Annotated in this window: 21 protein-coding genes, 4 tRNA genes and 1 pseudogene; 15 read left to right on the top strand and 11 right to left on the bottom strand. The window is 53.6% G+C overall.

Going from position 1 to position 20,622, the window contains the following annotated elements:
* Positions 1 to 7: 7 nt before the first annotated feature.
* The 5 genes from thrP (at position 8) to NA197_RS20950 (ending at position 1,928) form a co-directional block, all read left to right on the top strand.
* On the top strand, positions 8 to 1,393 hold the full coding sequence (thrP, locus tag NA197_RS20970) for a bifunctional threonine/serine APC transporter ThrP (RefSeq protein WP_000818378.1): 1,386 nt from the start codon (positions 8 to 10) through the stop codon (positions 1,391 to 1,393).
* Between the two features lie 102 nt (positions 1,394 to 1,495).
* A tRNA-Arg gene (locus NA197_RS20965) sits at positions 1,496 to 1,572 on the top strand.
* 54 nt (positions 1,573 to 1,626) lie between these two features.
* Positions 1,627 to 1,702, top strand: a tRNA-His gene (locus NA197_RS20960).
* A gap of 20 nt (positions 1,703 to 1,722) precedes the next feature.
* A tRNA-Leu gene (locus NA197_RS20955) sits at positions 1,723 to 1,809 on the top strand.
* 42 nt (positions 1,810 to 1,851) lie between these two features.
* Positions 1,852 to 1,928 (top strand) — tRNA-Pro (locus tag NA197_RS20950).
* Between the two features lie 581 nt (positions 1,929 to 2,509).
* Here the strand turns inward: NA197_RS20950 and hemY are convergent.
* The 4 genes from hemY to hemC are packed head-to-tail and all read right to left on the bottom strand — an operon-like array spanning position 2,510 to position 6,578.
* The gene (gene hemY / locus NA197_RS20945) at positions 2,510 to 3,706 is read right to left on the bottom strand and encodes a protoheme IX biogenesis protein HemY (RefSeq protein WP_001546072.1); all 1,197 of its coding nucleotides are present in this window, start codon (positions 3,704 to 3,706) and stop codon (positions 2,510 to 2,512) included.
* A 2-nt stretch (positions 3,707 to 3,708) separates the two neighbouring features.
* Positions 3,709 to 4,878 carry a uroporphyrinogen-III C-methyltransferase gene (gene hemX, locus NA197_RS20940; RefSeq protein WP_000138962.1) on the bottom strand — a complete coding sequence of 390 codons (1,170 nt, stop codon included), beginning with the start codon at positions 4,876 to 4,878 and terminating at the stop codon, positions 3,709 to 3,711.
* Between the two features lie 21 nt (positions 4,879 to 4,899).
* The gene (gene hemD / locus NA197_RS20935) at positions 4,900 to 5,640 is read right to left on the bottom strand and encodes a uroporphyrinogen-III synthase (protein ID WP_000025491.1); all 741 of its coding nucleotides are present in this window, start codon (positions 5,638 to 5,640) and stop codon (positions 4,900 to 4,902) included.
* Positions 5,637 to 6,578: a hydroxymethylbilane synthase gene (hemC, locus tag NA197_RS20930; protein WP_001521319.1), complete on the bottom strand. Its 942-nt coding sequence runs from the start codon at positions 6,576 to 6,578 to the stop codon at positions 5,637 to 5,639. Before hemC ends, hemD begins: the two co-directional genes overlap by 4 nt.
* Before the next feature lie 376 nt (positions 6,579 to 6,954).
* On the opposite strand from hemC, the gene cyaA reads away from it, so the two are divergent.
* On the top strand, positions 6,955 to 9,501 hold the full coding sequence (gene cyaA, locus NA197_RS20925; protein WP_000281718.1) for a class I adenylate cyclase: 2,547 nt from the start codon (positions 6,955 to 6,957) through the stop codon (positions 9,499 to 9,501).
* A 77-nt stretch (positions 9,502 to 9,578) separates the two neighbouring features.
* On the opposite strand, the gene cyaY is transcribed toward cyaA, so the two are convergent.
* From cyaY to NA197_RS20905, 4 genes and pseudogenes are all read right to left on the bottom strand, one after another.
* Positions 9,579 to 9,899 (bottom strand): iron donor protein CyaY, encoded by a 321-nt coding sequence (cyaY, locus tag NA197_RS20920; protein WP_023215728.1) that lies wholly within the window; start codon positions 9,897 to 9,899, stop codon positions 9,579 to 9,581.
* A gap of 69 nt (positions 9,900 to 9,968) precedes the next feature.
* Complete coding sequence (locus tag NA197_RS20915) at positions 9,969 to 10,358, bottom strand: DUF3021 family protein (protein WP_064043443.1); 390 nt, start codon at positions 10,356 to 10,358, stop codon at positions 9,969 to 9,971.
* A pseudogene (locus tag NA197_RS20910) lies at positions 10,346 to 10,648 on the bottom strand (hypothetical protein); the annotation flags it as partial. The pseudogene NA197_RS20910 and the gene NA197_RS20915, both read right to left, overlap by 13 nt.
* Positions 10,618 to 10,869: a hypothetical protein gene (locus NA197_RS20905; protein WP_001621231.1), complete on the bottom strand. Its 252-nt coding sequence runs from the start codon at positions 10,867 to 10,869 to the stop codon at positions 10,618 to 10,620. The pseudogene NA197_RS20910 and the gene NA197_RS20905, both read right to left, overlap by 31 nt.
* 185 nt (positions 10,870 to 11,054) lie before the next feature.
* Here NA197_RS20905 and lptM point away from each other — a divergent pair, with 185 nt between their 5' ends.
* The 8 genes from lptM to corA all read left to right on the top strand — a co-directional run bounded on the left by lptM (position 11,055) and on the right by corA (position 18,158).
* Positions 11,055 to 11,258, top strand: coding sequence for an LPS translocon maturation chaperone LptM (gene lptM / locus NA197_RS20900; RefSeq protein ID WP_000799903.1), 204 nt, complete (start codon positions 11,055 to 11,057; stop codon positions 11,256 to 11,258).
* Between the two features lie 36 nt (positions 11,259 to 11,294).
* A complete protein-coding gene (gene dapF, locus NA197_RS20895) occupies positions 11,295 to 12,119 on the top strand; it encodes a diaminopimelate epimerase (protein ID WP_001160671.1) in 825 nt (274 codons plus the stop codon).
* Positions 12,116 to 12,823 carry a DUF484 domain-containing protein gene (locus NA197_RS20890; protein ID WP_000812760.1) on the top strand — a complete coding sequence of 236 codons (708 nt, stop codon included), beginning with the start codon at positions 12,116 to 12,118 and terminating at the stop codon, positions 12,821 to 12,823. Before dapF ends, NA197_RS20890 begins: the two co-directional genes overlap by 4 nt.
* A complete protein-coding gene (xerC, locus tag NA197_RS20885; RefSeq protein WP_023233831.1) occupies positions 12,820 to 13,722 on the top strand; it encodes a tyrosine recombinase XerC in 903 nt (300 codons plus the stop codon). The genes NA197_RS20890 and xerC overlap by 4 nt, the downstream gene beginning before the upstream one ends.
* Complete coding sequence (gene yigB / locus NA197_RS20880; RefSeq protein ID WP_001213560.1) at positions 13,722 to 14,438, top strand: 5-amino-6-(5-phospho-D-ribitylamino)uracil phosphatase YigB; 717 nt, start codon at positions 13,722 to 13,724, stop codon at positions 14,436 to 14,438. Before xerC ends, yigB begins: the two co-directional genes overlap by 1 nt.
* 135 nt (positions 14,439 to 14,573) lie before the next feature.
* Entirely contained in the window at positions 14,574 to 16,736 is a 2,163-nt protein-coding gene (uvrD, locus tag NA197_RS20875) for a DNA helicase II (protein WP_000383436.1), read from the top strand.
* Positions 16,737 to 16,995: 259 nt separating this feature from the next.
* A complete protein-coding gene (gene ysgD / locus NA197_RS20870; RefSeq protein WP_212723238.1) occupies positions 16,996 to 17,052 on the top strand; it encodes a YsgD/CorL family protein in 57 nt (18 codons plus the stop codon).
* Positions 17,053 to 17,207: 155 nt separating this feature from the next.
* Complete coding sequence (corA, locus tag NA197_RS20865) at positions 17,208 to 18,158, top strand: magnesium/cobalt transporter CorA (RefSeq protein WP_000947139.1); 951 nt, start codon at positions 17,208 to 17,210, stop codon at positions 18,156 to 18,158.
* A 47-nt stretch (positions 18,159 to 18,205) separates the two neighbouring features.
* Here the strand turns inward: corA and NA197_RS20860 are convergent, their stop codons facing one another.
* Complete coding sequence (locus tag NA197_RS20860) at positions 18,206 to 18,586, bottom strand: hypothetical protein (protein ID WP_023227026.1); 381 nt, start codon at positions 18,584 to 18,586, stop codon at positions 18,206 to 18,208.
* Between the two features lie 174 nt (positions 18,587 to 18,760).
* On the opposite strand from NA197_RS20860, the gene NA197_RS20855 reads away from it, so the two are divergent.
* Complete coding sequence (locus NA197_RS20855; protein WP_001170054.1) at positions 18,761 to 19,057, top strand: hypothetical protein; 297 nt, start codon at positions 18,761 to 18,763, stop codon at positions 19,055 to 19,057.
* A 39-nt stretch (positions 19,058 to 19,096) separates the two neighbouring features.
* Here the strand turns inward: NA197_RS20855 and rarD are convergent, their stop codons facing one another.
* Together rarD and yigI are read right to left on the bottom strand one after the other, a co-directional pair.
* A complete protein-coding gene (rarD, locus tag NA197_RS20850; protein ID WP_000339081.1) occupies positions 19,097 to 19,984 on the bottom strand; it encodes an EamA family transporter RarD in 888 nt (295 codons plus the stop codon).
* A 43-nt stretch (positions 19,985 to 20,027) separates the two neighbouring features.
* The gene (yigI, locus tag NA197_RS20845) at positions 20,028 to 20,495 is read right to left on the bottom strand and encodes an acyl-CoA thioesterase YigI (protein ID WP_001277136.1); all 468 of its coding nucleotides are present in this window, start codon (positions 20,493 to 20,495) and stop codon (positions 20,028 to 20,030) included.
* Positions 20,496 to 20,622: the final 127 nt, after the last annotated feature.

The following is a 20,622-nucleotide window of genomic DNA, read 5'->3' as shown; positions in this document are numbered from 1 at the left end:
AGGATTTATGGCAGAGAAAAAACCGGAGCTACAGCGTGGGCTGGAAGCTCGTCATATTGAATTGATTGCCCTCGGGGGCACCATCGGCGTCGGACTCTTTATGGGCGCCGCCAGTACGCTGAAATGGGCGGGCCCGTCAGTGCTGCTGGCGTATATCATCGCCGGATTGTTCGTCTTTTTCATCATGCGCTCGATGGGGGAGATGCTCTTTCTGGAACCTGTTACCGGCTCCTTTGCCGTGTACGCCCACCGGTATATGAGTCCTTTTTTTGGCTATCTTACCGCCTGGTCATACTGGTTTATGTGGATGGCGGTCGGGATCTCGGAAATTACCGCCATTGGGGTCTACGTCCAGTTCTGGTTTCCGGAGATGGCGCAGTGGATACCGGCGCTGATTGCCGTCGGACTGGTCGCGTTGGCGAATCTGGCTGCGGTGCGCCTGTATGGTGAAATCGAGTTCTGGTTTGCGATGATCAAAGTCACCACGATTATTGTGATGATCATCATCGGTCTGGGGGTGATTTTCTTCGGCTTTGGTAACGGAGGCCAGGCGATTGGCTTTGGTAATCTGACCGAGCATGGCGGCTTTTTTGCCGGCGGCTGGAAAGGCTTTCTGACCGCATTATGTATCGTGGTGGCCTCTTATCAGGGGGTTGAGTTGATCGGTATTACCGCCGGTGAAGCGAAGAATCCGCAGGTGACGTTGCGTAGCGCGGTGGGTAAAGTGCTGTGGCGTATCCTGATTTTTTATGTTGGCGCGATTTTCGTGATCGTCACCATTTTCCCGTGGAATGAGATTGGCAGCAACGGCAGTCCCTTTGTGCTCACCTTCGCGAAAATCGGCATCACCGCCGCGGCAGGCATTATCAACTTTGTCGTGCTGACGGCGGCGCTCTCCGGCTGTAACAGCGGAATGTATAGCTGTGGGCGTATGCTTTACGCGCTGGCGAAAAACCGTCAACTGCCGGCGGCAGTCGCGAAAGTCTCTCGCCACGGCGTGCCGGTCGCGGGCGTGGCGCTCTCTATTTTGATTTTGCTGGTAGGTTCTTGCCTGAACTACATCATCCCCAATCCGCAGCGCGTCTTTGTTTACGTTTATAGCGCCAGCGTACTGCCGGGGATGGTGCCGTGGTTTGTCATTCTGATTAGCCAACTGCGCTTTCGTCGGGCGCATAAAGAAGCGATTGCGGATCATCCTTTTCGTTCCATTATGTTTCCGTGGGCGAACTATTTGACGATGGCGTTTCTGGTTTGCGTTTTAATCGGCATGTACTTTAATGAAGATACGCGCATGTCGCTGTTTGTCGGCGTCATCTTCCTGCTGGCCGTCACGCTGGTCTACAAAGTTTTCGGCCTGAATCGTCACGGAACCGCCCACAAGGTGGGGGAATAAGCGCCAAAATGCGCAAAGCATAACCAAACGCGCATTTTATTTAAAAAGGCACTGGACAGCGGGGTGTGAAGTCCGTATTATCCACCCCCGCAACGGCGCTAAGCGCCCGTAGCTCAGCTGGATAGAGCGCTGCCCTCCGGAGGCAGAGGTCTCAGGTTCGAATCCTGTCGGGCGTACCATTTATTTAGGTGCTTGAGCTGCGGTGGTTTAATACCGCGTAAAAAGTTTCAGTGGTGGCTATAGCTCAGTTGGTAGAGCCCTGGATTGTGATTCCAGTTGTCGTGGGTTCGAATCCCATTAGCCACCCCATTAATATAGAGTTGTGAAACGCGAAGGTGGCGGAATTGGTAGACGCGCTAGCTTCAGGTGTTAGTGTCCTTACGGACGTGGGGGTTCAAGTCCCCCCCCTCGCACCACGACTCAATGAATTGAACTAAAAATTCAAAAAAGCAGTATATCGGCGAGTAGCGCAGCTTGGTAGCGCAACTGGTTTGGGACCAGTGGGTCGGAGGTTCGAATCCTCTCTCGCCGACCAATTTTGAACCCCGCTTCGGCGGGGTTTTTTGTTTTCTGTTCCTTTTCAACCCCTTATCCCGCACGTGTTGCCATTATGATTTGTTGGCGATATCCCAGGCTTCATTTGTCGCTATTCGGTGACGAGTAATCTATTGATTTATAATCACTTTGTAAAAATCATCCTGTTCTGTCTCCACCGGGCGACACGCTAAAACCTCGCCAGCGGCGGGGGGATGACAATCGCGTGAATTCTCTACGTTTTTTTAATGCCTGCGCCTGTTTTTTAGCGGTGCAAAGATGGCACGTTATGTGCAATAATGTACGGGTAGATGCTCATTCCATCTCTTATGTTCGCCTTCTGGCCTCATAAACTCAGGAATGATGCAGAGCCGTTTACGGTGCTTATCGTCCACTGACAGATGTCGCTTACGCCTCATCAAACACCCTGGACACAACGTTGAGTGAAGCACCCCTTTATGTTGTCATACAGACCTGTTTTGACGCCTGCCCCTTAACCGGGCAGGCGTTTTTTTATGCATCTCGAATGATTTTGTGTAGGCGGTAGGCCCGGTAAGCGAAGCGCCACCGGGCAAGAGGGAATTACTGCGGGGGATTGTTCTGTAATGTCAGCATCAGGCCGTCGCGCCGCATGGCGGCAGCCTCTTCCGGTTGATGCAGTCGATCAAGCGCATCGGCAAGCCAGGCATAATCATACGCGTCCGGGCGTTGTTTCAGCGCGGCGCGGAAAGCCAGGGTCGCCTCCTGCCATTCACCGTGTTTCATTAGCGACTGGCCGAGCGTGCTCCATAACAGCGGGCGATCGCCTACCGTCTTGATTTGCTGGCGCAGCACTTTCTCCAGTTGTTCCGGATTATTGGTTCTGAGGCGAGGAATGGGCAGCACCAGCCGATCGTCATACTGGCGTTTCAGACCGTCAATGATAATCTGCTGCGCCATATCATGATCGTCACATTCGATCAGATGCTCGGCCATTGCGACCTGCAGCGCCACCTGATGGCGGGTTTTACGGCTTTGGTTTTTCCACCAGGTGCGTAATCCTTCGCTGCCCTGCTCGGCGCGCGCCTGATCCATGAGTCCTATCCACGCCTGTTGTTCGAGCATGGCGCGATGCGCTTCATCGCCGACGTGCGCTTTCGCCATGGATGGGATGATATCCAGTAACGAACTCCATGCGCTGGTGCGAATATAGGCCTGCTCCGCCAGACGCAGAACTTCCGGGTGACGCGGCGTGACCTCCAGCAGTTTGTCCACGCCGTGACGCGCTGCGTGATTTTCATTGCGCGCCAGCTGTAAGCGCACGCGCGTGATCTCGACCGGGATGGTGTCGTTCCCCGCCAGCTCTGCCGCACGTTCAAGGTGCTGATTAGCGCGTGCTTCATCGCCGCGCTGCTGCGCCGCTTCTGCCGCCAGCAGATAATTTACCACCGGTTGTTCAGCATGGTCGGCATTTTTTGACATCAGCTTTTCAACCTGCTGATAGTCGCCCTCCGCCAGCTTCAGCAGCGCCTGTTCGGTCTGCTTGCGGGCGCGACGGCGTTTACGGCCGGCAAACCAACCGCGGGTGTGCGCGCCGGTACGAAACAGACGGCGTAGTAACCACTCAATGGCGAATAGCACCACCATAGCGACGATGAGAATGATCGCCAGGCCGGTGACGCTGGTTTCAATGTTGTAGTTATCGGTCTGGATTAACACATAGCCCTGGTGACCGGCTATCATCGGGCCGACCACGATACCCGCGAGCAACAACACAAAGAGCAATAATACTTTTAGCATCATTATTCTCCTTGCGGCGCGGCTGCCGGAGCGTCTGTCTGCGTGGCAGGCGCTGCCGTAGAGACTGTCGGTTGCGCCAGCAGATTACGCACGCGGGTTTGCATCAGTTTTTCAAGAATCGCCTGGCTTCCCAGGGTTTCCGGCAGATCCATCGTGATATTTTGCTGGCTTAATTTATCGACCTCCTCCAGGAAGGCTTTTGTCGCGGCGTCGTCAGTATCGTAATAAGCGCGAACCCAGGTCGAAACGTTATCCAGCGCCTGACGGTATGTTTCTTCCTGATGGCGTGGCACGGCCTGCGCGGCGACTAACAGGCGGGAGCGAATATTTTCGCGTAAATAGACGTCCTGGTTGGGCGCCAACAGCGGTACGGCGGTATCATCGCGGCGGCGAATGGTAATAAAGCTGTCCATAAAGTTCTGCCAGCTTTTTTGCAGGTTAACGCGCCATTCGCTTAACGAGCTGGACAGCTCGCTGCTGTCTGAATCCATCGGCGAACCATCGGTATCGTTATCCGCCAGACGCAGGTTATCGATTTGGTTAGAGAGCTGATTGAGCTTGAGAATAATGCCGTCGTAGTCGATCTGCGCAACGGATGACAGGCTGGCGATATCGTCAGTAATCGCGCGTCGTGCGGTAATCAGGCTGGGGTCATTCATGTCCGCCAGACTGGCGTCAGCGCTTTTGAGCAGCGCAGCGGCGGTAGTGACGTCCTGATCGCTCCACAGCTTGCGTCCGGCGAGTTTCACCAGGAAATCAGCCTGCGCCAGCAGCCAGGTTTTGGCATCGCTGCCGGAAATAGTGGCGACTTTTTGTTGTACTTCATCAAGCTGTTTCGCCAGCGCCGCCTGTTGGCGATTCGCGTCATCTAACTGCGCCGCTTGTTTTTTGATAATCCCTTCCAGCTCCGCTTTTTGGCTCTCCTGCGCCTTTTGCAAGGCGGTCAGTTGCGTCGCCAGCGCATCGCTGGTTTCCGTTTGCGCGGTTGCTTGCTGTTTCCCCCAGCCATAAAGCCCAATACCTGCCGCCAGGGCAATCGCAATCGCCACCGCGCTTAATACCAGCGCGGCGCCGTTCTTACTTTTTTTCTCGGTATTAACTGGCTGTGGCGTGGTTTCCACGCTCTCCCTGGTCTCATCAACCACGGCGGAGGATTTTTCTTGTTCCGTCATTATGGCATCCCATTATGAGAGTTATTGTAATGCGCGCAACAGCGCATCGTTGTCGGCGTTATCAGCGACCTTAATATCTTGCCAGCCCAGTTCCCGGGCGAGGTGCGCCAGACGCTCACTGACGACCAATAGCCGACAGCGTAGTAACCAGTGCTCACGATACCACTGGGGAGTCAGCGACCAGAGCCGTTGCAACATCTCGCCGCTGGTAACAACAAGCGTTGTTACGCCGCGAGTATGCCAGCGCATCGCTTCTTCCGCGCCATCGTAATGTTTCGCACATCGTTGATAACATTCACAAAAACTGACTTCGGCTCCGCGCGCTGTCAGGGTTTCGCCCAGCAGTTCGCGGCCGCCATTGCCACGCAAAATCAGCGCGCGTTTGCCCGCAATATTTTGTAATTCAGGTAATTGTAGCAAGGCTTCGCTGATTTCCCGATCCAATGGATAACGAATATCGAACCCGCTAACGGTATGAAGGGCGAGCGCCGTGGTGCGGCCAATCGCGAAATAGCGCGGCGACGCAGGCCAGTTTCGACCATCCCGCTGGAGCTGGGCGTGAGCAAAGGCGACAGCGTGCTGTGAAAGGGCAAAAACCAGATCGTTTTCCGCGAGCGTCGCCAGGCGGTCGGCCAGGGTGGGTAGCTCCCGACCGGCGACAAATTCAATCAGTGGAAAACTCCAGGCCACCTGCCCCAGTGCGCGCAGACGGCTCACTAACGCTTCCCCTGCGGGAGAGGGGCGGGTGATCAGAATACTCATGCGGGCGTCTCGCCGTTATAAACTTCCGTCAGAATCGCGCGTGCGCCGTTTTCCAGCAGTTCCTCTGCAAGCGAGATGCCCATTTGCTCCGCCTGCTCGGGAGAACCACGACGTTCGCCGCGCACCATCACCGAACCGTCCGGCGCGCCAACCAGCGCGCGTAGCCAAATTTCACCGTTGATGATTTCTGCATAGCTGCCAATCGGCACCTGACATCCGCCTTCCAGGCGGGTGTTCATAGCGCGTTCCGCCGTTACACGCAGCGCGGTTTGCGAGTGATTCAACGGTGCGAGCAGCGCCTGTGTTCGCGCGTCGTCAAGACGACACTCAATCCCGACGGCGCCCTGGCCTACGGCAGGAAGTGAAACGTCGGGCGGCAAGGCTGTGCGAATGCGCGACTCCAGACCTAAGCGTTTCAGACCGGCCACGGCCAGGATAATGGCGTCATAGTCGCCGTTGTCCAGCTTGCCGAGACGTGTGCCAACGTTGCCACGCAACGAACGGATAATGAGGTCCGGACGGCGTTCCGCCAGTTGACACTGACGACGCAAACTGGACGTCCCGACGATACTACCCGCGGGCAGATCGTCCAGACTGTGATATTTATTCGAGACAAACGCGTCGCGCGGATCTTCGCGCTCGCAAATAGTCACCAGACCGAGGCCGTCCGGGAAGGCCACCGGAACGTCTTTCATAGAGTGCACGGCGATATCAGCGCGTTTTTCCAGCAGCGCGATTTCAAGCTCTTTAACAAACAGTCCCTTACCGCCCACTTTCGCCAGGGGAGTATCGAGAATCACGTCGCCGCGTGTGACCATCGGCACCAGTTCTACCGTCAGTCCCGGATGGGTTGCCATCAATGCGTCTTTGACATAATGTGCCTGCCAAAGCGCAAGGGGACTTTGGCGTGTGGCAATTCTTAAAACATTGTCTAACATGCTTGTTACCGTCATTATCAACCATTGACCATCCTAACATCCTTATAGAGAGTATGTTAGTTTTCCGGTCACCGTGAGTGAGAGGATAAGGCGCAGTGTCGTCAATGACAGTGAATAATGACGAGAAACCGCCAGCCCGTATTTAAGAATTTACACGCAGCGAACGGTGCTACACTTGTATGTAGCGCATCTTTCTTTACGGTCAATGAGCAAGGTGTTAAATTGATCACGTTTTAGACCATTTTTTCGTCGGTATTAGATAAAAATATGCAGACGAGAAAGGGTAACGGTTATTTTTGACATACGGTTTATCCCGAATGGCGACGGTCAAGTACTGACCTGTACCATGACGGGTAGCAACATCAGGCGATACGTCTTGTACCTCTATATTGAGACTCTGAAACAGAGACTGGATGCCATAAATCAACTGCGTGTGGATCGCGCGCTTGCTGCCATGGGACCCGCTTTTCAGCAGGTTTACAGTCTTCTGCCGACATTATTGCACTATCACCATCCACTGATGCCGGGTTACCTTGATGGTAACGTTCCCAGCGGTATTTGCTTCTACACGCCTGATGAAACCCAACGCCACTATCTGAACGAACTTGAGCTGTACCGCGGTATGACGCCGCAGGACCCGCCGAAGGGCGAGCTGCCGATTACCGGCGTTTACACCATGGGCAGCACCTCCTCGGTCGGGCAGAGCTGCTCGTCCGACCTGGATATCTGGGTGTGCCATCAGTCCTGGCTCGACGGTGAAGAGCGTCAGTTGCTGCAACGTAAGTGTAGCCTGCTGGAAAGCTGGGCCGCCTCGCTTGGCGTTGAGGTGAGCTTCTTCCTGATCGACGAGAACCGTTTCCGCCATAACGAAAGCGGCAGTCTGGGCGGGGAAGACTGTGGTTCTACGCAGCATATCCTGTTGCTTGATGAGTTTTATCGTACCGCTGTGCGCCTGGCCGGGAAGCGTATCCTGTGGAGTATGGTGCCGTGCGACGAAGAAGAGCATTACGACGACTATGTCATGACGCTCTACGCGCAGGGCGTATTAACGCCAAACGAATGGCTGGATTTGGGGGGCTTAAGCTCGCTCTCCGCCGAAGAGTACTTTGGCGCCAGCCTGTGGCAGCTATACAAGAGCATTGACTCGCCGTACAAAGCGGTGCTGAAAACGCTGCTGCTGGAAGCCTACTCATGGGAATATCCCAACCCACGTCTGCTGGCGAAAGATATTAAACAACGTCTGCATGACGGTGAAATCGTATCGTTTGGACTCGATCCCTACTGCATGATGCTGGAACGGGTCACTGAATACCTGACGGCGATTGAAGATCCGACGCGGCTGGATTTAGTCCGCCGCTGCTTTTACCTGAAAGTGTGCGAGAAATTAAGTCGCGAGCGTGCCTGCGTAGGCTGGCGTCGGGAAGTATTAAGCCAGTTAGTCAGCGAGTGGGGATGGGACGACGCGCGTCTGACCATGCTCGATAATCGCGCAAACTGGAAAATCGATCAGGTGCGCGAAGCCCACAACGAATTGCTCGACGCCATGATGCAGAGCTATCGTAATCTGATTCGCTTTGCGCGGCGCAACAACCTCAGCGTGAGTGCCAGCCCGCAGGATATCGGCGTACTGACGCGTAAGCTGTACGCGGCTTTTGAAGCGTTGCCGGGTAAAGTCACGCTGGTGAACCCGCAGATATCGCCGGATCTGTCCGAGCCGAATTTAACCTTTATCCATGTGCCGCCGGGACGCGCCAACCGTTCAGGCTGGTATCTCTACAACCGCGCGCCGAACATGGATTCCATCATCAGCCATCAGCCGCTGGAATATAACCGTTATCTTAATAAGCTGGTCGCGTGGGCGTGGTTCAACGGCCTGCTGACGTCGCGAACGCATCTGTTTATTAAGGGCAACGGTATTGTCGACCTGCCTAAGTTGCAGGAGATGGTCGCCGATGTTTCGCACCATTTCCCGCTGCGCTTGCCTGCTCCGACGCCGAAAGCGCTCTACAGCCCCTGTGAAATTCGCCATCTGGCGATTATCGTTAACCTCGAATATGACCCGACGGCGGCGTTTCGCAATAAAGTGGTTCATTTTGACTTCCGTAAGCTGGACGTTTTCAGCTTTGGCGAAGAGCAAAACTGTCTGATAGGCAGTATCGACTTGTTATATCGCAACTCGTGGAACGAAGTGCGTACTCTGCACTTTAACGGCGAGCAGGCGATGATCGAAGCGCTGAAAACGATTCTGGGGAAAATGCACCAGGATGCCGCGCCGCCGGATAGCGTCGAAGTGTTCTGCTACAGTCAGCATCTTCGCGGTCTGATTCGCACCCGCGTGCAGCAACTGGTCTCCGAATGTATCGAGCTACGTCTTTCCAGCACCCGTCAGGAGACCGGTCGCTTCAAGGCGCTGCGGGTTTCCGGGCAGACGTGGGGACTATTCTTCGAACGCTTGAATGTCTCGGTGCAGAAGCTGGAGAACGCTATCGAATTCTACGGCGCGATTTCGCATAACAAGCTGCACGGGCTGTCGGTACAGGTGGAAACCAACCAGGTGAAATTGCCGTCAGTGGTGGATGGCTTCGCCAGCGAAGGGATTATCCAGTTCTTCTTTGAAGAAACGGGCGATGAGAAAGGCTTTAATATTTATATTCTCGATGAAAGTAACCGGGCGGAAGTGTATCACCACTGCGAAGGTAGCAAGGAAGAACTGGTGCGCGACGTCAGTCGCTTCTATTCGTCATCGCACGATCGCTTCACGTATGGCTCCAGTTTTATCAACTTCAACCTGCCGCAGTTCTACCAGATAGTGAAAACCGATGGCCGCGCGCAGGTGATCCCATTCCGTACGCAGCCTATCAACACCGTGCCGCCAGCAAACCAGGATCATGACGCGCCGCTATTGCAGCAGTATTTTTCCTGAGGATTTTCGCCCGGTGGCGGCTACGCCTTACCGGGCCTACAGTAAGCCGGATAAGCAAAGCGCATCCGGCAAATAAATCAACGAAAACTCACCTTTTCACCCGCTTGCTGCGTCGCCGCCTGCTCCAGCAGATCCCAGAAGGTTTCGCCGCTGCGATCGCAAATCCACTCGTCACCTTTCAGGTCAAAGTGATAGCCGCCCTGTTTGGTTGCCAGCCACACCTGGTGCAGCGGCTCCTGACGGTTAATAATGATCTTACTGCCGTTCTCAAAGCTGAGGGTCAGCACGCCGCCGTTGATTTCGCAGTCGATATCGCTGTCGCCGTCCCAGTTATCGAGGCGTTCTTCAATGGTGAGCCACAGGGCGTCAGCCAGGCGATGAAATTCACTGTCGTTCATTGTTTTATCTCGCTATTGAGTGATAGCGCCAGTATAAGGGGAAGCGTCAGCTTCTGGAACTGATACGAATTACCGTTGTGAGCGGTAAAGGATAAAACCCAGCGGTAGATAAATGACGATAAATAGCGCACTGGTGATAAGTATGGCGGACGCATTAACCGGGAAATGGTTCAGAGCCGACAGCATTGCCACCATCAGCGCGACGCAGCCGCCGCAGAGAAGAAAATGCAACAGGATTAAGGGGGCGCGCGGCTTTGCTTTGATATCCAAAAGAGCGCTAAGCAGACCGAGTACCGCGCTTATCGTCAAAACCCCGGCAGCTTCAACACCGTTTATCGTGCCGTGCATAACGCTTTCAACGATGACGTAAATGCATGAACCGATCCCCACGCCCCGAAGGGCGTTTTTCAAATGTTTAATCAAGCACGCCAAATGACTTAGCGACGTCATTTTTGGCATTCCTGCGCCCGCGTTATGATGATGATATCTTTATTGTTAGTGTACATGACGTTCCTATTCAGAGTATGCGTCTTATCCGGGCAGGGGGATGCTGTTCGGTAAAGCTGGCTGCCAATCCACGTATAAACATAGCGGTTGTCATACGCAAAACGCTCGGTGACTTTTAGCGGCCCATTGATGCTAAAGACCTGAATACCCTGACCTTGCTGGCTATCACGCATAAAATAGCCGTGCTCTTTTCCGGCGTTAATTTTCTGGTTCAGGAAGGGGGCTGTGCTATCCAGTTCCAGCCCTGAGTTGCCGGGTTAATCAATGAATTGGGTAACCGACGCAGGCGTTTGAAATTCACCTCCGGCAACGAAAGATTGTTCTCCTCTTCTGGCTGGAGATAAACCACGCCGCTGCCTTGCCGTTGATAAACATTGTGCGGAGATTCACTCAGCCGGCATCCCCAGGCGGGAGGCAGCAGAAGTGAAAGCGAAAAAAGGCAAAACAAATTACGATATTGCATAAGGTCATCCGGACGTGGTACGTAAACCTAAAGTGATTAGCAAAGCATGTTCCCTGATGTAAATGCGCAATAATCATGGCAACGCGCCGCTTTTCAGATTTTATAAAGAGCCCCTAAACGCTTGCTTTTACGCCTTCTCCTGCGATGATAGAAAATAGAAAGCATGAACTTACAGGCAATCCATAATGAAAAACGTGTTTAAGACACTCGCTGTACTTCTGACTCTGTTCAGCCTGACGGGCTGCGGTTTGAAAGGGCCGCTTTATTTCCCGCCAGCCGATAAAAATGCGCCGCCGCCGACGAAAAAAGTCGATTCGCAAACGCAGTCCACGATGCCCGATAAGAACGATCGCGCAACGGGAGATGGCCCGTCCCAGGTCAATTACTGAGGATAGTTTTCTGTCCCCGCGTGAACGGAGTGAATGATGCAATTCTCTAAAATGCATGGCCTTGGCAACGATTTTATGGTCGTCGACGCGGTAACGCAGAATGTCTTTTTTTCGCCGGAACTGATTCGTCGGCTATCCGACAGACACTTGGGCGTAGGGTTCGATCAGCTGCTGGTGGTTGAGCCGCCCTATGATCCTGAGTTGGACTTTCATTACCGCATCTTCAACGCCGACGGCAGTGAAGTCTCGCAGTGCGGCAATGGCGCGCGCTGTTTCGCGCGATTTGTTCGCCTGAAAGGGCTAACCAATAAACGCGACATTCGGGTCAGTACCGCGAATGGCCGGATGGTACTGAGCGTCACGGAAGATGAACTGGTGCGGGTGAATATGGGGGAGCCAAACTTTGAACCCGCGCAGGTGCCTTTTCGCGCCAACAAAGCGGAAAAGACGTATATTATGCGAGCGGCGGAACAGACCATACTGTGCGGCGTGGTTTCAATGGGCAATCCGCACTGTGTCATTCAGGTTGATAACGTCGACACGGCGGCCGTTGAAACACTGGGGCCGGTTCTGGAAAGCCATGAGCGTTTTCCGGAACGCGCCAACATTGGTTTTATGCAGGTTGTAAGACGTGAGCATATCCGGCTGCGAGTCTATGAACGCGGCGCAGGGGAGACCCGCGCGTGCGGCAGCGGCGCGTGCGCTGCCGTTGCCGTGGGGATTCAGCAGGGGCTGCTGGCTGAAGAAGTACGCGTGGAATTACCGGGCGGTCGGCTGGATATCGCCTGGAAAGGTCCGGGTCATCCGTTATACATGACTGGTCCGGCGGCACATATCTACGACGGATTTATCCATTTATGAAGCAACCAGAGGAAGAACTACAGGAAACGCTCACGGAACTGGACGATCGAGCGGTCGTCGATTACCTGCGCCACCACCCTGAGTTTTTTATCCGTAACGCCCACGCCGTTGAAGCGATGCGTGTTCCACATCCCGTGCGGGGAACGGTTTCGCTCGTTGAGTGGCATATGGCCCGCGCGCGTAATCACATCAATGTGCTTGAAGAAAATATGACGCTGCTGATGGAACAGGCTCATGCCAATGAAAGCCTGTTTTATCGCTTGCTGCATCTGCAAAGCCGTCTGGTCGCCGCGGATAGTCTGGATGAGATGCTGATGCGGTTTCACCGCTGGGCGCGCGATTTGGGGCTTGCCGGCGCGACGCTGCGTTTGTTCCCGGATCGGTGGCGTCTTGGCGCGCCATCGCGCTATACGCATCTGGCTTTAAACCGTCAGGCCTTCGAGCCGCTGCGTATTCAACGACTGGGACAGTCGCAGCATTATCTTGGCCCGCTAAACGGCCCGGAACTGCTGGTGGTCTTGCCGGAGGCGAAGGCTGTAGGCTCGGTAGCTATGTCGATGATGGGCAGCGATGGCGACCTCGGGGTGATTCTCTTCAGCAGCCGTGACCCGCACCACTATCAGCCGGGGCAGGGGACGCAGCTTTTACAGGAGATCGCGCTGATGCTGCCGGAACTGCTGGAACGCTGGATTAAACGCGTATGACGGAGGTCGCGCTTTCTCAGGATGTCTCGCGGTTCCTGCGCTATTTAGGCGTGGAGCGCCAGCTTAGCCCCATTACCCTGCTGAACTACCAGCGTCAGCTTGATGCCATTATCGCTTTAGCCGGAGAAACCGGGCTGAAAAGCTGGCAACAATGTGACGCTGCGATTGTGCGCAGTTTTGCGGTGCGCAGTCGGCGCAAAGGGCTTGGCCCTGCCAGTCTGGCGCTACGTCTCTCGGCATTGCGAAGCTTTTTTGACTGGTTAGTCAGTCAGGGCGAATTGAAAGCTAACCCGGCGAAGGGCGTCTCCGCACCGAAAGCGCCGCGTCATCTGCCGAAAAATATTGATGTCGACGACGTTAACCGCCTGCTGGACATCGATCTTAACGATCCGCTCGCCGTACGTGATCGGGCGATGCTGGAGGTCATGTACGGCGCGGGACTGCGTTTATCCGAACTGGTTGGCCTGGATATAAAGCACCTCGATCTTGATACCGGCGAAGTGTGGGTAATGGGTAAAGGCAGCAAAGAGCGACGCCTGCCGATTGGCCGTAACGCGGTGACGTGGATTGAGCACTGGCTGGATCTGCGCGGCCTGTTCGCCAGCGATGAAGAGGCGTTATTCCTGTCGAAGCTCGGCAAGCGTATCTCCGCGCGCAATGTCCAAAAACGGTTCGCCGAATGGGGCATAAAGCAGGGGCTAAACAGCCACGTGCATCCACATAAGCTGCGCCATTCGTTCGCGACCCATATGCTGGAATCGAGCGGCGATCTGCGCGGCGTGCAAGAGCTGCTGGGTCATGCCAACCTTTCCACCACCCAAATTTATACTCATCTTGATTTTCAACATCTTGCTTCAGTGTACGACGCGGCGCATCCGCGCGCTAAACGGGGGAAATAATGCGTTTTTACCGGCCTTTGGGGCGTATTGCCGCGCTCACCTTTGACCTGGATGATACCCTTTATGATAACCGTCCGGTGATTTTGCGTACTGAGCAGGAAGCGCTCGCTTTTATGCAAAATTATCACCCGTCGCTACGTTCGTTTCAAAACGTCGATTTACAGCGGATACGGCAGGCGGTGCGTGAAGCGGAGCCGGAAATCTATCATGACGTTACCCGCTGGCGCCATCGTGCGATAGAGCAGGCCATGCGGGATGCGGGATTATCGGCGCAGGAGGCCATTGCCGGCGCGAATGCGGCGATGATGCATTTTGCCAAATGGCGCAGCCAGATTGAGGTTCCGCAGGCTACCCATGAGACGTTACAGCAGCTTGCGAAAAAATGGCCGCTGGTGGCGATCACTAACGGCAACGCCCAGCCGGAACTGTTTGGCCTCGGCGATTACTTTAAGTTTGTACTGCGCGCCGGCCCGGATGGACGTTCCAAGCCGTTTAGCGACATGTATTTCCTGGCGGCGGAAAAACTGCATGTGCCGATCGGCGAGATCCTGCATGTCGGCGACGATCTGACTACCGATGTGGCTGGCGCTATTCGCTGTGGGATGCAGGCCTGCTGGATTAAACCTGAAAATGCCGACCTGATGCGGACGCAGGACAGCCGTTTACTGCCGCATATCGAAATTTCGCGGTTGGCATCTCTCACCTCGCTGATATAATCACCAGTAGTTCTGTATAAATTCCCAGTTATTCTGGCGGATGGCGTTATGCTTATCCGCCCTACGATAAGTAGCCCCGGTAAGCGAAGCGCCACCGGGCGTTTTTAGTTTTCATGTTTTTACGCGGCGGTGCCAATGGACGTTTCTTACCTGCTCGACAGCCTTAATGATAAACAGCGCGAAGCGGTGGCCGCGCCACGTAGCAACATGCTGGTGCTGGCGGGCGCGGGAAGCGGGAAAACCCGCGTGCTGGTGCACCGTATCGCCTGGTTACTGAGCGTAGAAAACAATTCGCCATACTCCATCATGGCGGTGACCTTTACCAATAAAGCGGCGGCGGAAATGCGCCATCGTATTGGCCAGTTGATGGGGACCAGCCAGGGCGGAATGTGGGTAGGGACGTTCCACGGTCTGGCGCACCGCCTGCTGCGCGCGCATCATATGGACGCTAATTTGCCGCAGGATTTCCAGATTCTCGACAGCGAAGATCAGATGCGTTTGCTTAAACGGCTGATTAAGGCGATGAATCTTGATGAGAAGCAGTGGCCGCCGCGTCAGGCGATGTGGTACATCAATAGCCAGAAAGACGAAGGGCTACGCCCGCACCATATCCAAAGCTATGGCAATCCGGTGGAACAGACCTGGCAGAAGGTGTATCAGGCCTATCAGGAAGCGTGCGATCGCGCTGGTCTGGTGGATTTCGCCGAGCTACTGCTGCGCGCTCATGAACTATGGCTGAACAAGCCGCACATCCTGCAACACTATCGCGAGCGGTTTACTAACATCCTGGTGGACGAATTCCAGGATACCAACAACATTCAGTACGCCTGGGTTCGTCTGCTGGCGGGCGATACCGGTAAAGTGATGATTGTCGGCGACGATGACCAGTCGATCTACGGCTGGCGCGGGGCCCAGGTAGAGAACATCCAGCGCTTCCTCAATGATTTCCCCGGCGCGCAGACCATTCGTCTGGAGCAGAATTACCGCTCGACCAGCAACATCCTTAGCGCGGCGAACGCCCTGATTGAAAACAACAACGGGCGTCTGGGCAAAAAGCTGTGGACTGACGGCGTTGACGGCGAACCGATATCGCTGTACTGCGCTTTCAACGAACTGGATGAAGCGCGCTTTGTGGTTAACCGTATCAAAACCTGGCAGGACAACGGCGGCGCGCTTGCGCAATGCGCCATCCTTTATCGCAGCAACGCCCAGTCGCGCGTGCTGGAAGAAGCGTTATTACAGGCCAGTATGCCGTACCGCATTTATGGCGGTATGCGCTTCTTCGAACGCCAGGAGATCAAAGATGCGCTCTCTTATCTGCGTTTGATTGCCAATCGCAACGATGATGCCGCCTTTGAACGCGTGGTGAATACCCCAACGCGCGGCATCGGCGATCGCACGCTGGACGTGGTGCGCCAGACCTCGCGCGATCGCCAGCTAACATTGTGGCAGGCGTGCCGTGAGTTGTTACAGGAAAAAGCCCTGGCCGGGCGTGCGGCCAGCGCGCTACAACGCTTTATGGAACTGATTGACGCTCTGGCGCAGGAAACCGCCGACATGCCGCTGCATGTGCAGACTGACCGGGTGATCAAAGATTCCGGCCTGCGCACCATGTATGAGCAAGAAAAAGGCGAGAAAGGCCAGACGCGCATCGAAAACTTAGAGGAACTGGTGACGGCGACGCGGCAGTTCAGCTACAACGACGAAGATGAAGATTTAATGCCGTTGCAGGCCTTCCTCTCTCATGCGGCGCTGGAAGCGGGCGAGGGGCAGGCGGATACCTGGCAGGATGCGGTACAGCTGATGACGCTGCACTCGGCCAAAGGCCTGGAGTTTCCGCAGGTGTTTATCGTCGGTATGGAAGAAGGCATGTTCCCCAGCCAGATGTCGCTGGATGAGGGCGGGCGTTTGGAAGAGGAGCGTCGTCTGGCCTACGTCGGCGTTACCCGTGCCATGCAGAAACTGACGCTAACCTATGCCGAAACTCGCCGTCTGTATGGTAAAGAGGTTTATCATCGCCCGTCGCGTTTCATCGGCGAGTTGCCGGAGGAGTGCGTGGAAGAGGTCCGTCTGCGCGCCACCGTCAGTCGTCCGGTGAGCCATCAACGAATGGGAACGCCGCTGGCGGAAAACGACACAGGCTACAAACTCGGCCAACGCGTGCGCCATGCGAAGTTCGGTGAGGGAACTATTGTCAACCTGGAGGGCAGCGGCGAGCATAGCCGGTTGCAGGTGGCTTTTCAGGGGCAAGGGATCAAATGGCTGGTTGCCGCGTATGCGAAGCTGGAAACGGTTTGACCGACTCTCATATTGCCGGATGACGCGTCTTATCCGGCCTACGCGCTGGCTAACATTTTGATTTGTAGGCCGGATAAGGCGAAGCCGCCATCCGGCGATATATTGATGTTAATATTCTGAAATCATAGATAAATACTCTCACTCTGCTAACCTTTCTGCATAAGGGGAAATTATTGCTTTTTCGCGTTTCGTTGCGTGTTGACGGCAAATTTTTGCTGGCGTAACATGCGCCCACGATTACGCTAAGAGGACATTCGCCTTGGACACACCCAGTAGATACTGGCTCATTATCCTGTCATCCAGGATCAACTCCTAAGGCTATCCCTTTTTGCTGATAGCCTTAGCGGTTGTCAGCGACCTTTCATTTTTTCCCGTCGCGTTGAGTCAGGCTGTTTAATGGTCTGAAACCCAATTTGTTTCTGTGTGCCCATCTGAACTGTCCGATATTTTTACGCATTGGGAGTCCCGGTCATGCTGAGCGCATTTCAACTGGAAAAAAACCGACTGACCCGGCTGGAAGTCGAGGAGTCACAAAGCCTGATTGATGCCGTATGGGTCGATTTGGTCGAACCGGACGACGACGAGCGATTGCGCGTACAATCTGAGCTGGGCCAGAGTCTGGCGACGCGTCCTGAACTGGAAGATATCGAAGCATCCGCGCGCTTCTTTGAAGACGAAGACGGACTGCATATCCACTCCTTCTTCTTCTTCGAAGATGCGGAAGATCATGCCGGTAACTCTACGGTGGCATTCACTATTCGCGATGGCCGTCTGTTTACGCTGCGTGAACGCGAACTGCCCGCCTTCCGTTTGTATCGTATGCGCGCCCGCAGCCAGGCGATGGTCGACGGTAATGCTTATGAACTACTGCTCGATCTGTTCGAAACCAAAATTGAACAGTTGGCGGATGAAATCGAAAACATCTACAGCGATCTGGAAAAACTGAGCCGCGTCATTATGGAAGGGCATCAGGGCGATGAATACGACGAAGCGCTCTCCACGCTGGCGGAACTGGAAGATATCGGCTGGAAGGTACGCCTGTGTCTGATGGATACCCAACGAGCGCTGAACTTCCTGGTGCGCAAGGCGCGCTTACCGGGCGGACAGCTGGAGCAGGCGCGTGAGATCCTGCGCGATATCGAATCTCTGCTGCCGCACAATGAATCGCTGTTCCAGAAGGTGAACTTCCTGATGCAGGCGGCGATGGGTTTCATCAATATTGAGCAGAACCGCATTATCAAAATCTTCTCGGTGGTTTCCGTGGTGTTCCTGCCGCCGACGCTGGTCGCTTCCAGCTATGGGATGAACTTCGAGTTTATGCCGGAACTGAAGTGGAGCTTTGGTTATCCAGGCGCGATTATCTTTATGATTCTGGCGGGGCTTGCGCCGTATCTGTACTTTAAGCGCAAGAACTGGTTGTAAAATATACGGACTGGCGATTTAACCGCCAGTCCGTTGGAAGTTCTTCATCATGAGGAAAGTTCTTGTTTTGAAGAAGCGATGAAAGATAGCAGTAGTGTTGTGAGTATTACCCAGGCAATATTGAGTTGTATACCAATGTTATCGCAATCAGCCCCATTGAGTGCGACACTGACTGTACAGAAGATATTTACACCTATAGACAATGCGATGAAATAAAGTGCCCTGCAACCTGAATCTCTGATTCTCTTCGCGCCAATATTAATATGGATATAGGTATTGGCAATAATAAATATTAAATTAAGATATTGGTTTTTAGGCATTATAGTAAATAATATTATCCATGATGATAATGTATAAATAACAAACTTTGCTCGCTTCAATGTATCCCTTGGGGAAGGGTGAAAAATATCTTTAATAATCCTAATCATATTATTTTTTCCATATTGATAACCAACTTCAGATCTCACATGTAAATATATTACACTGAATTTTCTAATGACAGCAATGGTAATTAATGTCATGATAATTACGCTGTACAGCAATCGATAATAATTAAATATATTATCTGGTAATTAACAATTTCAATGAATGGATTTCATAAAATGCAAAAGAAAAATTTCTGGCAAATTTATTTTGGTAAAGACCCTTTTTCTAAAGCCGAATTCATTAAAGCCTGGATTGGATGGTGGGTGATTGCTATTGTCCTGCTCGGTGTACTGTCGATTTGTACTTCATTAAATTTGAGGGGGATTGGAATAGCGTTGGGATTCGGCTTTTGCCAGATCCATGCCCGCTATTTAACGTTTGTTGGTTGGAATAAGTTTATTGGTGTGTTGGGCGTGTTTCCAGTAACAAATATTATATTATTTATTGTATTGCTATTTACTAAGAAGAAATAACATAAAATGGCAGCCAGATAATAGCTGCCATTTTATTATTTAATGCTTACGCCGCTGCGTATAAATCGCATCCATTACGAAAATCGCCAGCGCGACCCAGATAAACGCAAATGTCACCATCTTATCCGCGCCCGGCACTTCGCCATAAAACGTCACCGCCAGTAAAAACATCAGCGTTGGGCCGATATACTGGAAAAAGCCCAGTGTAGAAAGACGCAGACGCGTAGCCGCTCCGGTAAAGCACAGCAGCGGAATCGTAGTGACCACACCCGCCGCCATTAACAGTAAGTTCAACGATAGTGCGTTTTGCCCCATATGGCTGGTAGGGCTATCGGCGATGCCAAACAGATAAATCGCGGCGACCGGCAACAGCCATAGCGTTTCGACCAGCATACCCGTCTGCGCTTCAACGGCGATCTTCTTACGCACCAGGCCGTAAAACGCAAAACTAAACGCCAGCCCCAGCGCGATAATCGGCAGTGAACCAAACGTCCAGAGTTGCACCAGCACGCCGCACACCGCCAGAATCACCGCCAGCCACTGCATTCGACGGAAGCGTTCGCCAAGAAAAATCATCCCCAGCAAGATGTTAACCAGTGGATTAATGAAATAACCCAGGCTGGCCTCCAGCATATGGTGATTATTTACCGCCCAAATGAATAATAGCCAGTTACCGCCGACCAGTACGGCGGACAGGGCCAGCAGGAAAATCTTCTTTGGCGTTTTCAGTAAGCGCTTAACCTGTCGCCACTGCCGGCTGACGCTAAGCAGCGCCACCATAAAGAAAAATGACCAAATCACGCGGTGCGTCAGGATCTCATCTGCGGGAACGTAATAGATCAGCTTGAAATACGCGGGGGCGATCCCCCAAATAAAATAGGCGGCAAGAGCGAGTAATACGCCCTGCCGTGTTTGTTTTGCGTCCATCCGGAAAACTCGTATCTGAATTGTAACAACAGTTTACCTGCTTTTATCCCACCATATAAGTAGCGGTGGCGCTGGCGATGTACAGCTGATCTTCATTGTGTAATTCCACGCGGGCGACGGCCACTTTATTCCCTGCGCGCAGCAGGCTACTGGTGGCCGTAAAGCGGTTGCCTCTGCCCGGACGCAGGTAATCAACGCGCAGGTCAATCGTTCCCATCCGCGACAGGCGCTGGCGTAGTTCATCTTCGCTGATGGTTTCGTGGCGAGTTAGCGTGCTGCCGACGCATACCAGTCCGGCGGCGACATCCAGCGCAGAGGCGATCACGCCGCCGTGTAAAATGCTTTGCGCCCAGTTGCCGACCATCATCGGCTGGTTGTTGAAGGCCAGTTGGGCGAACGCTTTTTCATAGCGTTCCAGCTCCAGCCCTAACGCCCGATTAAACGGCATGTGGTAGACAAACATTTCACCCACTAATTTCAGAGCTTGTTCAGCGGTAAGTACAGCGGACATAGATTCCTGACACTCCATTGGTTAATGAAATGTTGATATTATGCTTCTTAATTGTTGTTTTCTACTTTAAGAAGGGATAACTAACGGCTATGTGTGTAAATATGTAAAAATGGTTGGCAGAGAATGA

This window comes from Salmonella sp. NW884, assembly GCF_051700745.1.
In the GTDB taxonomy this organism is placed as follows: domain Bacteria; phylum Pseudomonadota; class Gammaproteobacteria; order Enterobacterales; family Enterobacteriaceae; genus Salmonella; species Salmonella enterica.
This window is presented reverse-complemented; position numbering and strand designations above follow the sequence as displayed.

Bases quoted from the DNA above. Each gene is read 5' to 3' on its own strand.
- lptM (WP_000799903.1), top strand. From the start codon at position 11,055: ATGAAAAACGTGTTTAAGACACTCGCTGTACTTCTGACTCTGTTCAGC.
- hemY (WP_001546072.1), bottom strand. From the start codon at position 3,706: ATGCTAAAAGTATTATTGCTCTTTGTGTTGTTGCTCGCGGGTATCGTG.
- hemD (WP_000025491.1), bottom strand. From the start codon at position 5,640: ATGAGTATTCTGATCACCCGCCCCTCTCCCGCAGGGGAAGCGTTAGTG.
- hemC (WP_001521319.1), bottom strand. From the start codon at position 6,578: ATGTTAGACAATGTTTTAAGAATTGCCACACGCCAAAGTCCCCTTGCG.
- rarD (WP_000339081.1), bottom strand. From the start codon at position 19,984: ATGGACGCAAAACAAACACGGCAGGGCGTATTACTCGCTCTTGCCGCC.
- yigB (WP_001213560.1), top strand. From the start codon at position 13,722: ATGCGTTTTTACCGGCCTTTGGGGCGTATTGCCGCGCTCACCTTTGAC.
- NA197_RS20905 (WP_001621231.1), bottom strand. From the start codon at position 10,869: ATGCAATATCGTAATTTGTTTTGCCTTTTTTCGCTTTCACTTCTGCTG.
- uvrD (WP_000383436.1), top strand. From the start codon at position 14,574: ATGGACGTTTCTTACCTGCTCGACAGCCTTAATGATAAACAGCGCGAA.
- NA197_RS20890 (WP_000812760.1), top strand. From the start codon at position 12,116: ATGAAGCAACCAGAGGAAGAACTACAGGAAACGCTCACGGAACTGGAC.
- xerC (WP_023233831.1), top strand. From the start codon at position 12,820: ATGACGGAGGTCGCGCTTTCTCAGGATGTCTCGCGGTTCCTGCGCTAT.
- yigI (WP_001277136.1), bottom strand. From the start codon at position 20,495: ATGTCCGCTGTACTTACCGCTGAACAAGCTCTGAAATTAGTGGGTGAA.
- corA (WP_000947139.1), top strand. From the start codon at position 17,208: ATGCTGAGCGCATTTCAACTGGAAAAAAACCGACTGACCCGGCTGGAA.
- hemX (WP_000138962.1), bottom strand. From the start codon at position 4,878: ATGACGGAACAAGAAAAATCCTCCGCCGTGGTTGATGAGACCAGGGAG.
- NA197_RS20855 (WP_001170054.1), top strand. From the start codon at position 18,761: ATGCAAAAGAAAAATTTCTGGCAAATTTATTTTGGTAAAGACCCTTTT.
- dapF (WP_001160671.1), top strand. From the start codon at position 11,295: ATGCAATTCTCTAAAATGCATGGCCTTGGCAACGATTTTATGGTCGTC.
- NA197_RS20860 (WP_023227026.1), bottom strand. From the start codon at position 18,586: ATGATTAGGATTATTAAAGATATTTTTCACCCTTCCCCAAGGGATACA.
- NA197_RS20915 (WP_064043443.1), bottom strand. From the start codon at position 10,358: ATGCCAAAAATGACGTCGCTAAGTCATTTGGCGTGCTTGATTAAACAT.
- thrP (WP_000818378.1), top strand. From the start codon at position 8: ATGGCAGAGAAAAAACCGGAGCTACAGCGTGGGCTGGAAGCTCGTCAT.
- cyaY (WP_023215728.1), bottom strand. From the start codon at position 9,899: ATGAACGACAGTGAATTTCATCGCCTGGCTGACGCCCTGTGGCTCACC.